Origin of the sequence: Lentzea sp. NPDC092896, assembly GCF_044754905.1 — a bacterium.
Lineage (GTDB): Bacteria > Actinomycetota > Actinomycetes > Mycobacteriales > Pseudonocardiaceae > Lentzea.
This window is the reverse complement of record NZ_JBIVPX010000008.1, coordinates 291,332-303,449: the sequence shown is the minus strand read 5'-3', so window position 1 is coordinate 303,449 and position 12,118 is coordinate 291,332. Positions and strand designations below refer to the sequence as shown.

12 protein-coding genes are annotated in these 12,118 nt (G+C 67.9%); 10 read left to right on the top strand and 2 right to left on the bottom strand.

Annotation, left to right across the window (positions count from 1 at the left end):
- Positions 1-161 precede the first annotated feature (161 nt).
- The 5 genes from sfnG (at position 162) to ACIQF0_RS34085 (ending at position 5,182) form a co-directional block, all read left to right on the top strand.
- Positions 162-1,232, top strand: coding sequence for a dimethylsulfone monooxygenase SfnG (sfnG, locus tag ACIQF0_RS34105; protein WP_401036497.1), 1,071 nt, complete (start codon positions 162-164; stop codon positions 1,230-1,232).
- A gap of 59 nt (positions 1,233-1,291) precedes the next feature.
- The gene (locus tag ACIQF0_RS34100) at positions 1,292-1,780 is read left to right on the top strand and encodes a phosphatase PAP2 family protein (RefSeq protein ID WP_401036494.1); all 489 of its coding nucleotides are present in this window, start codon (positions 1,292-1,294) and stop codon (positions 1,778-1,780) included.
- A gap of 8 nt (positions 1,781-1,788) precedes the next feature.
- Positions 1,789-3,258 (top strand): sensor histidine kinase, encoded by a 1,470-nt coding sequence (locus ACIQF0_RS34095; protein WP_401036491.1) that lies wholly within the window; start codon positions 1,789-1,791, stop codon positions 3,256-3,258.
- Positions 3,255-3,905: a response regulator transcription factor gene (locus ACIQF0_RS34090; protein ID WP_093599291.1), complete on the top strand. Its 651-nt coding sequence runs from the start codon at positions 3,255-3,257 to the stop codon at positions 3,903-3,905. Before ACIQF0_RS34095 ends, ACIQF0_RS34090 begins: the two co-directional genes overlap by 4 nt.
- 110 nt (positions 3,906-4,015) lie before the next feature.
- The gene (locus tag ACIQF0_RS34085; RefSeq protein WP_401036488.1) at positions 4,016-5,182 is read left to right on the top strand and encodes an FAD-dependent monooxygenase; all 1,167 of its coding nucleotides are present in this window, start codon (positions 4,016-4,018) and stop codon (positions 5,180-5,182) included.
- 3 nt (positions 5,183-5,185) lie between these two features.
- Here the strand turns inward: ACIQF0_RS34085 and ACIQF0_RS34080 are convergent, their stop codons facing one another.
- Both ACIQF0_RS34080 and ACIQF0_RS34075 read right to left on the bottom strand, forming a co-directional pair.
- Positions 5,186-6,766, bottom strand: a complete 1,581-nt coding sequence (locus tag ACIQF0_RS34080; RefSeq protein WP_401036486.1) for a cation acetate symporter — start codon at positions 6,764-6,766, stop codon at positions 5,186-5,188.
- A gap of 3 nt (positions 6,767-6,769) precedes the next feature.
- On the bottom strand, positions 6,770-7,186 hold the full coding sequence (locus ACIQF0_RS34075) for a DUF485 domain-containing protein (protein ID WP_093598522.1): 417 nt from the start codon (positions 7,184-7,186) through the stop codon (positions 6,770-6,772).
- Between the two features lie 298 nt (positions 7,187-7,484).
- Between ACIQF0_RS34075 and ACIQF0_RS34070 the strand changes: the two genes are divergently transcribed.
- From ACIQF0_RS34070 to ACIQF0_RS34050, 5 genes are read left to right on the top strand one after another with little or no spacing between them, the layout of a single operon-like run.
- Positions 7,485-8,948 (top strand): OFA family MFS transporter, encoded by a 1,464-nt coding sequence (locus tag ACIQF0_RS34070; RefSeq protein WP_401036482.1) that lies wholly within the window; start codon positions 7,485-7,487, stop codon positions 8,946-8,948.
- The gene (locus tag ACIQF0_RS34065) at positions 8,945-9,070 is read left to right on the top strand and encodes a hypothetical protein (RefSeq protein WP_401036479.1); all 126 of its coding nucleotides are present in this window, start codon (positions 8,945-8,947) and stop codon (positions 9,068-9,070) included. Before ACIQF0_RS34070 ends, ACIQF0_RS34065 begins: the two co-directional genes overlap by 4 nt.
- Positions 9,070-11,160, top strand: coding sequence for a nitrate- and nitrite sensing domain-containing protein (locus ACIQF0_RS34060; RefSeq protein ID WP_401036476.1), 2,091 nt, complete (start codon positions 9,070-9,072; stop codon positions 11,158-11,160). Before ACIQF0_RS34065 ends, ACIQF0_RS34060 begins: the two co-directional genes overlap by 1 nt.
- Positions 11,157-11,555 (top strand): roadblock/LC7 domain-containing protein, encoded by a 399-nt coding sequence (locus tag ACIQF0_RS34055; protein WP_401036473.1) that lies wholly within the window; start codon positions 11,157-11,159, stop codon positions 11,553-11,555. The genes ACIQF0_RS34060 and ACIQF0_RS34055 overlap by 4 nt, the downstream gene beginning before the upstream one ends.
- Positions 11,552-12,076 carry a DUF742 domain-containing protein gene (locus ACIQF0_RS34050; RefSeq protein WP_401036470.1) on the top strand — a complete coding sequence of 175 codons (525 nt, stop codon included), beginning with the start codon at positions 11,552-11,554 and terminating at the stop codon, positions 12,074-12,076. The genes ACIQF0_RS34055 and ACIQF0_RS34050 overlap by 4 nt, the downstream gene beginning before the upstream one ends.
- Positions 12,077-12,118 lie beyond the last annotated feature (42 nt).

The following is a 12,118-nucleotide window of genomic DNA, read 5'->3' as shown; positions in this document are numbered from 1 at the left end:
CCAAAGGATGAGAAGCCGCTCGGCGGTGTTCTCTTTCAGCCTTTCGGCGCAGCACACTCACGCATGGTGAGGAAAAGCGAATATCGGTTACGGATTATCTCGGTCACCGATGATTCACCTTTGTCATGTCATTTGTAGCACGTAGTCATGAGGAGTGCTCAGTGTCGGAAAACGGAGTGAAGTTCGCTTACTGGGTGCCGAACGTGAGTGGCGGACTCGTGGTGAGCGGCATTGAACAGCGCACCGACTGGTCCTACGAGTACAACCGCGACCTGGCTGTTCTCGCGGAGAACAACGGTTTCGAGTACGCGCTCTCGCAGGTGCGTTATCTGGCTTCGTACGGCGCCGCGTACCAGCACGAGTCGACGTCGTTCTCGCTCGCCCTCCTGCTCGCCACGCAACGGCTGAAGGTGATCGCCGCCGTGCATCCGGGCCTCTGGCAGCCAGGGGTTCTGGCGAAGCTCATCGCCACCGCCTCTCACCTGTCCGGGGGACGGGCCGCGGTGAACGTGGTCTCCGGCTGGTTCAAGGGCGAGTTCACCGCCTTGGGTGAACCGTGGCTGGAGCACGACGAGCGCTACCGGCGGTCCGAGGAGTTCATCCGGGTGCTGCGCGCCTCCTGGGACACCGGCGAGTTCCAGGGCGACTTCTACCGCCTGCACGGCTACGACCTGAAGCCGAAACCCGTGGGCGCGCCCGAGATCTTCCAGGGCGGCAACTCCACGGCCGCCCGCGCGATGGCAGGCCGCGTGTCCGACTGGTACTTCTCGAACGGCAAGGACTACGACGGCGTCTCCGAGCAGATCGCCGAGGTGTCCAAGGCTGCGCAGGACAACGGTCGCAGGGTCCGGTTCGGGCTGAACGGCTTCATGATCGCCCGCGACACCGAGAAGGAGGCGCGGGAGACGTTGCGCGAGATCGTGGCGAAGGCGGACGTGCCCGCGGTGCAGGGATTCCGCGACGCCGTGCGGCAGGCGGGCGCGTCGACCGGCGACAAGCGGGGCATGTGGGCGGACTCGTCGTTCGAGGACCTGGTGCAGTACAACGACGGCTTCCGCACGAAGCTGATCGGCACGCCCGAGCAGGTCGCCGAACGGATCGTGGAGTACCGGCGGCGCGGCGTCGACCTGCTGCTGCTCGGATTCCTGCACTACCAGGAGGAGGTCGCGTACTTCGGTGAGCACGTGCTGCCGATCGTCCGCGAACTCGAAGCCGACCTTGTCGAAAGTTAGGTCCGATCGGTTCCGAACGGCAGAGGCGCCGGCACCGCGGCCTTCGTAGGTTCGGCTGGGTGACCTGGCTGACTGTGGGTACCGACGCGGTGCTCGGTGTGTTCGCGCTGATGTTCTTGTTGTTGTGGTTCAAGCACAAGCTGCGGGCGTTCCTCGCCGGCGCGGGTGTGGTGGTGGCGTACGCGATCAGCGAGGTGATCAAGCTGATCGTGCAGGAGGACAGGCCCTGCCGGACGCGGCCGTCGATGGCGGAGTGCCCGGAGGTGGGCGACTGGTCGTTTCCCAGCAACCACTCTGTGATCGCCGGTTCGTCCGCGATGGCGATCTGGGCGCTGCACCGCACCTACGGCTGGATCGCGGCGGTCTGCGCGATCGCGGCGGCGTCGTCGCGCGTCATCGTGGGTGTCCACTATGTACACGACGTGATGGCCGGACTGGCGCTGGGAGCGTTGGTGTCGTGGGGGATCGCGGTGCTGCTGAAGAAGAGGCAACGCAGGGTGGTGACCAACGCCGACGCGCCGACCGTGGTGATGCAGCGACTGCGATGATGGGTGCCGTGTGGGTTCGGCTGGTCCTGTGGGTGTGCGCGGCTTCGCTGGTGGTGGCCGCGGCGGCGACCTCGCGGCCCGGCCGGCTCGCGGTCTGGGAAGTGGTGCTGTACCTGGCGGTGCTCGGGGTGGCGTTCAAGGTCGTGCCGCGCAGACCGGCGGTGGCGCTCGGACTCGCACTAGGCGCCTGGCTGGTCTGCTACCTCGTCCGGGTCGAGTTCGACAGCGCCACCGGCATGATCGCGCTGGCGCCCGCGCTCGCCATCACGAGCTTCCTCGCCGGGCGGCATGCCCAGGATCCACGCGCGACCGCGATCGCCCTGACCGTTGCCGAGATCGCCGGCGTCGTCGTGGCCCTGACCGAGCGCGGCGGCTCCGACACCGCGCTCGCCGTGACCTCCGGCGTCGGCGTGCTCGGCGTCGTCCCCTGGGCCTTCGGGCGGTTCCGCCGCCGGTACTGGGAACTGCGGGAGGTCGGCTGGGAACACGCCTCCTTGCTGGAACGGGACGTCGACAACGCGCGCAACGCCGAACGTGCCCGGCTCGCGGGCGAGATGCACGACCTCGTGGGCCACGAACTCGCCCGAGCCGCGCTGCTGACCGGTGCGCTGGAACTGGAACCGACGCTCACCGCACAACAACGCGAAGCCGCCAAGACCGCCCGTGCGAGCGTCACGGCCGCCGCGGAACGGCTGGCGGACGTCATGCAGGTGCTGCGGGCCGACGAGGACGAACCCGTCGCGACGATCGAGGAGGTCGTTGCCAGAAGCGGACTCGACGCCGACCTCACCAACGGCCGCACGACGCCGATCGACGGCATCATCGCGCGGACCGTGCACCGGGTGGCCGCCGAGGCGCTGACGAACGTGATCAAGCACGCCCCCGGCGCGAAGGTCACCGTGACTCTCACCGCGAACCTCGAACTGCGGATCACGAACGGCCCGGCGCCGAGGACCCACGCGGTCGGCAGCGGCAAGGGACTGGTGGGTCTCGCCGAACGCGTCGCGCTCGTCGGCGGCTGGTTCGAGGCGGCGCCCTCGGACGACGGCGGGTTCGAGGTCAGGGCGAAGCTCCCGGAACGCCCACGTGCGCGGAACACGCCCACGCACGTGCGTCGCGAGCGCACGGAGAAGGAGCTTCGCAAGAGCGCGCGCCGGACCGTGCTGATCACATCGGTCGTGTGCGCGGGAATCGCGATCGGTGTGCCGGGCTACATGGTGTTCGACGCGGTGACGTCCGTTCTCACGCCGCAGCAGTTCGAACGGGCACAACTCGGGCAGAACGAGGACGACATGGACCTGCCGCTGCGCACCCGCGTCGACAACCCGCTCGGCGTCACCGCGCCGCCCGGCACCGAGTGCCGCTACTACAGCACGCACCCCAACCCGTTCGACGGCGACCGCCACGACCTGCACCAACTGTGCTTCCGGGATGATCGGCTCGTGTCCAAGCAGTGGCTCGCCAGGAGGAGCGGTTGATCAGGGTCGTGCTCGCGGACGACGAACCGGTGGTCAGGTTCGGCGTCAAGGCAGTGCTCGCGACCGCGGGAGACGTCGAGGTGGTCGCGGAGGCCGAGAACGGCAGCCAGGCGATCGACCTCGTCGCGCGGCACCGGCCCGACGTCGCCGTGCTCGACATCCGGATGCCCGTGTTCGACGGCCTGGACGCGGCCAAGGTGATCCGCGAGTGCCATCCGGGCACGAAGACGCTGGTGCTGACGACGTTCGCGGACGACGCGTACATCAGCAGGGCGCTGGGGGAGGGCGCGGCCGGGTTCGTGCTGAAGACCGGCGACCCGCAGGAGATCATCTCCGGCGTCCGCGCGGTCGCGAGCGGCGGCGCGTTCCTGTCTCCCGTGGTGGCCAAGCGAGTGGTGGACCAGCTCTCCCGCGCACACCCGCGACCGCTTGCGACGCAACGGATCGAGGTGCTCACGGCACGCGAACGCGAGGTGCTCGGCCTGGTCGGCGCCGGCCTGTCCAACGCGGAGATCGCGGCCCGCATCCACGTCGTCGAAGGCACCGTGAAGGTCTACGTCAGCACGATCTTCCGGCAGCTCGGCGTCCGCAACCGCGTGCAGGCCGCGATCATCGCCCACGAGTCCGGGATCATCCCCGCCGGATAAGTCCGATGTGGGTTGAATGTTCTTGCGGCACAAGCGAAATCACTCGCATGTGCCGCAGGTCACCGTACACTTCGGACCCGTCTTCCGAACGAGAGAACTGGGGGCCTGTGGTGAGCGGTGCCAAGGTACTGGTGGCAGGGGCGAGCATCGCGGGACCCGCGCTGGCCCACTGGTTGCGGCGGCGCGGAGCCGAGGTGACCGTGGTCGAACGGGCTCCCGGGTTGCGTCCCGGCGGTCAGGCGGTGGACGCGCGCGGGGTGGCCAAGGAGGTCATCGCGCGGATGGGGCTGGACGCGACGATTCGCGCGGCCTGCACCGACACCGCCGGCGCGTACACCGTGGACGTCGACGGCACCGTGCTGGAGACCTACCGCGCCGACGACGACGGCGGTGACGGGTACATCGCGGACATCGAGATCCTGCGCGGAGACCTGTCCCAGGTGCTCTACGACGACACCCGCGACGGTGTCGAGTACGTCTTCGACGACCGGATCGCCGAGCTCACCCAGGACGCGGACGGCGTCGACGTGACCTTCGCGAGCGGCGGGCGGCGGCGCTTCGACCTGGTGGTCGGGGCCGACGGGCTGCACTCGTCGTTGCGCGGGATGGTCTTCGGACCGCGTGAGGAGTACCTGCGCCACCTCGGGCTCGTGCTGGCCTTCTACACCGTGCCCAACGAGTTCGGCGTGGACGGCTGGATGATCGACTACCAGGACCAGGCGACCGGGCGCTCCGCCGGTCTGCGGCCGCTCAAGGACGCCACCAAGGCGATGGCGATGTTCTCGTTCCCCGCGGCCGACTTCGACATCGACCACCGGGACATCGAGGGGCAGAAGCGCCTGTTGCGCGAGCAGGCGGAAGGGCTGGGCTGGTTGGCCCCGCGCATCCTCGCCCACGTCGACGACAGCCCGGACTTCTACCTCGACCAGGTCGCCCAGGTCGTGATGGACCGCTGGTCGGACGGACGGGTCGGGTTGATCGGCGACGCCGCGTTCAGCTCGTCGCCGATGTCCGGCGGCGGCACCGGACTGGCCCTGGTCGGCGCCTACCTGCTGGCAGGGGAACTGGCCGCCGCCGACTGGGACCCCAAGGCCGGGTTCGCCGGCTACGAGGAGCGGATGCGCCCGTTCGTCGAGGCCAACCAGGAGATCGGCCGCCTGCACGTTGACAGCCGCCGGCCCGACGCCGAGCCGCCTCAGGAGGCGGACATGGAGGCGCTCATGGCCGTGGTCGGCCGCGCGATCAACGGTGTCGAACTGCCGGACTACGCAGACTGAGAATCAGGTGCGGGCGCCGATGCCGGAGATCGCCCGCACCTCCATCTCGGCTGCCTTGGCGGTCATCTCCGGCTCGCGCTTCGAGAAGATCGTGGCGAGGAACCCGCACAGGAACGAGAACGGGATCGACACGATGCCGGGGTTGCCGAGCGGGAACCACGCGAAGTCGATGTCCGGGAAGATCGACGTCTTCGCGCCGGACATCACCGGCGAGAAGATGATCAGCACCAGGCACGAGCCCAGGCCGCCGTAGATGCTCCACAGCGTGCCGATGGTGTTGAAGCGCCGCCAGAAGATCGTGTAGAGGATCGTCGACAGGTTCGCCGAGGCGGCCAGCGCGAGCGCCAGCGACACGAGGAACGCGACGTTCTGCCCGTTCGCCGCGATACCGCCGATGATCGACAGGATGCCGACGACGACGGCCGTCAGCCGCGCGACCCTGATCTCCCTGCGCGGCTCCGCGTTGCCGCGCTTGATCACGTTCGCGTAGACGTCGTGGGCGAACGAGGCGGAGGCCGCCAGGGTCAGGCCCGCGACGACCGCGAGGATCGTGGCGAACGCGACGGCGGACACGATGCCGAGCAGCACCGCGCCACCGATCTCGAACGCGAGCAGCGGCGCCGCCGAGTTCTCGCCACCCGGTGCCGCGGCGATCTTGTCCGTGCCGACCAGTGCCATCGCGCCGAAGCCGATCACCAGCGTGCACAGGTAGAAGATGACCATCGTCCAGGTCGCCCAGACGACCGAGCGACGGGCCTCGGAGGCGTTCGGCACGGTGTAGAAGCGCATCAGCACGTGCGGCAGGGAGGCGATGCCCAGCACCAGTGACAGCGCCAGCGAGACGAAGTCCAGTTTGGACATCGCGCTGAAGCCGTACTTCGCGCCGGGGTCCAGCACCGCTTCGCCGAGCTTGTTGTTCTCCGTGGCCTGCTGCATGATCGCCGACAGGCTGAACCCGAACTTGCCCAGCAGGAACACGCTCATCAGCGTCACGCAGAGCAGCAGCAGAACGGCCTTGATGATCTGCACCCAGGTCGTGCCCTTCATGCCGCCGACCAGCACGTAGAGCACCATCACCATGCCCACCAGTGCGATCAGGATCGCCTGGCCCCACTTCGAGGTCACGTTGAGCAGCAACGCGATCAGGCCGCCGGCGCCCGCCATCTGCGCGATCATGTAGAAGAACGAGATCACCAGCGTCGCGTTCGCCGCGGCCGCGCGGACCGGGCGCTGCCTCATCCGGAACGCCAGCACGTCGCCGACGGTGAAGCGGCCGGTGTTGCGCAGGCCCTCCGCGATCAGCAGCAGGCCGACGAGCCACGCGACGACCCAGCCGACGGAGTAGAGAAAGCCGTCGTAGCCGTGCGCCGCGATACCGCCGGAGATGCCGAGGAACGACGCGGCGGACAGGAAGTCGCCGGACAGCGCCACGCCGTTCTGGGCGCCGGTGAACGAGCTGCCGGCGGCGTAGTAGTCCGACGCCGTCACGTTCCGGCTCGAAGCGCGGTAGACGATGTAAAGGGTGATCAGGACGAACACCGCGAAGACGCTGAGGTTCAGCACCGGGTTGCCGGTGGTGGGCATGCCTTACTCCTCGACGCCTGTCATCTCTGCGAGCAATTGACGCTGCGGGTCAAGCCGTCGCTTTGCGTAACGGGCATAACCGAGCGTGATGATGATCGAAGTCACAAACTGTCCGAGGCCCAGCAGGATCCCGAGGTTGATCACCCCGATCACCTTGGTGCTGACGAAGTCTTTCGCGTACGCGGACAGCAGTACGAACGTCAGGTACGACGAGAGGAAAAGCGCGGTCATCGGGAAGATGAACGTCGTGAGTCGTCGACGCAGGACGCGGAATTCGTCGGTCTGCCGAATGAGCTCGAACTTCGGGTTGCCGTCGGAATCGACGTACGACAAAGTCTCGGGGTCGTCGAACGACGCGAAACCCCGGATTTCCCGGTACTCGTGCTGCGCTTCGCCAGGCGACCTCATCGCCTTGGTCATGTACCCCTGCCCCTCGTGTGCGGCGCCCACTGTAGCGCTCTCACGTGTGCAGTCAACGTCGCGGAGCTCCTGGAAACGGACGAAACCGGACCAATGCCGGGCGGTCATCGGACTGAAACCGGACTGAAAACCGGATGCCTCATTCGTCTCAAATGGTACGTCCCGACGTTTGTCTCAAGTGGAGTGTCCGAGGTTGCGCCGGGTGCAACACCTGAAGCCTTGGTCAAGCCCGTTGTCGCACGTGTGCACCTGGCCTAGGATCGATCGGTCCGCGTATTTGGTGACGGTTGGGGATAAAGTGGGGTTCTTAGCGCGCGAACGCCAAGTCGCGCCTCCCGGATGGAACCGCTGGCTCGTTCCGCCCGCAGCACTGGCGATTCATCTCTCCATTGGTCAGGCCTACGCCTGGAGCGTCTTCAAGACTCCCCTGGAGAAAACTCTCGGCATCACCGGAACGCAGTCCGCACTGCCGTTCCAGCTCGGCATCGTGATGCTGGGGCTCTCCGCCGCGGTGCTCGGCACGACGGTCGAGCGCAGGGGCCCGCGCTGGGCCATGCTGATGTCCCTGATCGCGTTCTGCTCCGGTCTGCTGATCTCGGCGGCCGGCGTGTGGGCGGGTCAGTACTGGGTCGTCGTCCTCGGCTACGGCCTCGTCGGCGGCATCGGTCTCGGCATCGGCTACATCTCGCCGGTGTCCACGCTGATCAAGTGGTTCCCCGACCGGCCGGGCATGGCGACCGGCATCGCGATCATGGGCTTCGGCGGCGGAGCGTTGATCGCGTCACCGTGGTCGACCTCGATGCTGACGGTGTTCGGCGCCACGTCGACGTCGGGCATCGGCAAGGCCTTCCTCGTGCACGGCATCGCCTACGCGGTCTTCATGAGCGTCGGCGTGCTGCTGATCCGCCTGCCCTCCCCGGAGTTCACGGCGGAGAAGGCGGCGCTGCTCAAGGACAAGCCGAAGGCGACGGTCTCGTTCAACGTCTCCGCGAACAACGCGATCAAGACGCCGCAGTTCTGGCTGCTGTGGGTCGTGCTGTGCTTCAACGTCACCGCGGGCATCGGCATCCTGGAGAAGGCCGCGCCGATGCTGGTCGACTTCTTCAAGGAGTCCTCGACGCCCGTGGCCGCGACCGCCGCCACCGGCTTCGTCGCACTGCTGAGCGCCGCGAACATGGCCGGCCGGTTCATCTGGTCGTCCACTTCGGACATCGTGGGCCGCAAGAACATCTACCGCCTCTACCTCGGCGTCGGCGCGCTGCTCTACCTGGTGCTGCTGACCGTCGGCTCGACCAGCACCCCGCTGTTCGTGATCGCGGCGATGGTGATCCTGTCGTTCTACGGCGCGGGCTTCGCGACCGTCCCGGCGTACCTGCGCGACCTGTTCGGCACCTACCAGGTCGGCGCGATCCACGGTCGCCTGCTGACCGCGTGGTCGGTGGCGGGCGTGCTCGGGCCGCTGATCGTCAACGCCATCGCGGACGCGGGCAAGAAGGCCGGGCACGTCGGCCCCGACTTGTACGCGACGTCGTTCTACATCATGATCTCGCTGCTGGTCGTCGGTTTCGTCGCGAACGAGTTGATCCGCCCGGTCAACCCGAAGTTCCACGAGCCCAAGGCGGCCGAGGAGACCGAGAAGCCCTCGCCCAAGGGCGATGACGAGGCCACGGTCGCCAAGTGGAACGAAGCCGAGGCCGCCGACGCCGCTGAGACGGCCGGCAAGGAAGACGCTGAAGACGCGGAAGGCGTGGTGAAGAAGTGAGCTCACCCCTGGAGAACCGATCGAGCACGTTGCTGCTGATCGGTGCGTGGCTGTGGGTGGGTCTGCCGCTCGCCTACGGCCTGTACCGGCTCTTCCTGAACGCGGCCAAGCTCTTCGTCTGATGTTCAACGCGCTCGTCAACTGGCGCAACTGGCGCCTGCCGGTGAAGCTCGCCGCGGTGTTGATCGTTCCGGTCACCATCGCGGTGGGCTCCGGCGTACTGCAGATCAATTCACAGATTGATCGTGCCGAGTCCTATGCGGCGCTCCAGCGACTGGTGAAGGTCCGCGCCGCCCTGATCCCCGTGATCGAGGGCGTGCAGGCGGAACGGCGGATCGTCGCCGAAGGCGTCGGCCCGCAACTCCTCGCCGAACAGACCAAGCGCACCGACGACGCCCGCGCGGCGTTGCGCGAGGAGATCGCGAAGACCTCGCTCGGCGAGGTCGTGACCGCCCGCATGAACGACGTGCAGGGCAGGATCGGCGACCTGGCGGCGTTGCGCGAGCGGACCGACGACGTCCCCGCCGTCATCAAGACGTACAGCGAGCTCACCGAGTCGTTGCTCGACGTGGACGAGGTGATCGCCAGCGAGTTCGGCGACGCCGCGCTGCTGCGCACGGCGATGGGCCTGCACCACGTGGTGCACGTGCGGGACCAGGTCCTCTACCAGCAGGCGGTCGTGCTGTCCGGGCTCACCCGCGGCCAGCTGACGACCGCCGAGGTGCGGGCGCTGGTCGAGTCGAACGTCAAGCTCGGCTACATCGCGGGCGAGTTCGCCGCGCTCGCGACCCCGGAGCAGCTCAGGACCTACGGCAAGAACTTCAACGGCCCGGACATCGAGGCCCAGCGCACGATGCTGGCCGCCGCGGTGCTGCACCCGACCTCGGACGCGCCGAACGCGGGCACCAACACCGGCAACAACAAGGCCAGGCCGTTGCCGATCGCGGCGGCGGACTGGACCAAGGCGTCGGGCGCCGTCGTGACGTCGATGGACGGCGTCGTGCAGGGTCTGCAGACCGACCTGCGCGACACCGCGAACCGCCTGCGCGACGAGAGCAGCGACGCGGCCGGAACGGCGTCCGCGATCCTGTTCGCCAGCCTGATCCTGGCCGGCACCATCGGGTTCGTCGTCGGCCGCTACCTGCTGCGTTCGCTGAACGCGCTGCGCCGCTCCGCGCTCGACGTGGCGTGGGAGAAGCTTCCCGAGATGGTCGCGACCGGACGTGGTAGCACCGAGATCGAACGCGTGCCGGTGGACACCACCGAGGAGTTCGGCCAGGTGGCGCGCGCGTTCGACGAGGTGCACCAGCAGGCCGTCAAGTCGGTCATCGAGCAGGCCGGCATGCGCGCGAACATGCGCAACATCTTCGTGAACCTGTCACGGCGCAGCCAGAGTCTCGTCGAACGCCAGCTCAAGCTGATGGAGGAGCTGGAGAAGTACGAGGAGGACCCGGACCAGCTCGCGAACCTCTTCAAGCTCGACCACCTCGCCACCCGCATGCGCCGCAACAACGAGAACCTGATGGTGCTCTCCGGCGGCGACGTCGCGCGGCGGTTCCACAAGCCGATCCCGCTCACCGACGTGCTGCGCGCGGCGGCCGCGGAGATCGAGCAGTACCAGCGGGTCATGGTGCACACGGCGCCCAACGCCGAGGTCGTCGGTTACGTGGCGAGCGACCTGGTTCGATTGCTGGCCGAACTACTTGACAACGCAACGGCTTTCTCGCCGCCGCACACCCAGGTCTCGATCAGCGCGTCGATCGAGGCGGGCGACATCGTGCAGATCGACGTCGTCGACCAGGGCATCGGCATCGACCCCGAGGCACTCACGGGCGTGAACGAGCGCCTGGAGGCCGCGGGGGAGGGCGTGGACGTCCAGGTCTTCCGCGAAATGGGTCTTTTCGTCGTGGGAAGGCTCGCCGCACGCCACCAGATCGTGGTACGTCTGGACGCCAAACAGGGCCAAGGGACTCGCGCGATCGTGTTGGTTCCGGCCGAACTGGCACCAAGGCGGGAAGAGTCCTGGGAGTCTTTCCGAGGGGAGACGATCGATCGGCAGCAGGCTTCGTGGTTCCAGCAGACGACGCCGGCCGCCGCACCGCCGCCTCCCCCCGCACCTGTACGTCAGACGCCGGAATCGGCCCGGGGCTTCCTCGACGCCTTCCAGCGTGGTGTGCAGCGCGGCCTTCCCGACCACCAGGAGAGTCGATGAGCACGCAGGTGGACCAGTTCGGCTGGCTGGTCACCAACTTCGCCGAACGCACACCCGGCATCGAGCACGCCGTGGTGATCTCGGCCGACGGCTTGGTGTTGATCTCGTCGTCGAAGTTGCCCGACCACGTCGCACCGCAGTTCGCGGCGATCGTGGCGGGCGTGGTCTCGCTGGCCGACTCCGCGTCGAAGTGCTTCGCCGGTGAGTCGGTCGTGCGCACCGTCGTGCAGATGGACCGGGGCGTGATGCTGCTCTCGGCGATCAGCGACGGCTCGGTCCTCGCGGTGCTGGCGTCGTCCTCTGCGGACGTCGCGCAGATCGCGTACGAGATGACCGTGGTCGTGCGGCAGGTGGGCCAGCTGCTCACGCCGGAACTGCGGGCAGAGCTGGCATGAGCAGAGAGCCTGACGATCAGGTCAACTTCGGCGACCTGATCAGCGGTTTCAGCTTCGACAGCGAACGGATCCGCAAGCGCGGCAAGAAAGCCCAGCGCGCGCCGGAACCCCCGCCGGAGCAGCCGGACCCGTACGCCACGGCGCCGTTCGAACCGGTCCCGCCGCTGCCGTCGATCGAGGACGACGCGTCGTCCTCGATCGTGCGCGCCTACGCGTGGACCGGCGGCCGCACCACGTCCGACGTGCATCTGGAGATCGAGACCCTGGTCTCGGTGAACGAGTTCTCGGCCACCGCCGTGCGCCCGGAGCACCAGGACGTGCTGGCCCTGTGCTCGCAGCCGCGGTCGGTGGCGGAGATCGCCGCCCTGCGCGGGCTGCCGCTGGGTGTCACCAAGGTGCTGCTCGGCGACATGGCCGGGCACGGGCTGATCGACGTGCACCGGACGGCGTCGTCCTACGGCGGCGACCGGCCGGACGGGATGCTGCTCGAACGCGTGCTGGCGGGTCTGCGCAGGCTCTAGCCCTCAGGAACGGCCCGGCCGCTGATACGGTCGTGGCTCGAC

What these genes read in the sequence shown, in the direction of transcription:
- ACIQF0_RS34080 (WP_401036486.1), bottom strand. Translation starts at nt 6,766, where the DNA reads ATGCCCACCACCGGCAACCCGGTGCTGAACCTCAGCGTCTTCGCGGTG.
- ACIQF0_RS34075 (WP_093598522.1), bottom strand. Translation starts at nt 7,186, where the DNA reads ATGACCAAGGCGATGAGGTCGCCTGGCGAAGCGCAGCACGAGTACCGG.
- ACIQF0_RS34060 (WP_401036476.1), top strand. Translation starts at nt 9,070, where the DNA reads ATGTTCAACGCGCTCGTCAACTGGCGCAACTGGCGCCTGCCGGTGAAG.
- ACIQF0_RS34055 (WP_401036473.1), top strand. Translation starts at nt 11,157, where the DNA reads ATGAGCACGCAGGTGGACCAGTTCGGCTGGCTGGTCACCAACTTCGCC.
- ACIQF0_RS34050 (WP_401036470.1), top strand. Translation starts at nt 11,552, where the DNA reads ATGAGCAGAGAGCCTGACGATCAGGTCAACTTCGGCGACCTGATCAGC.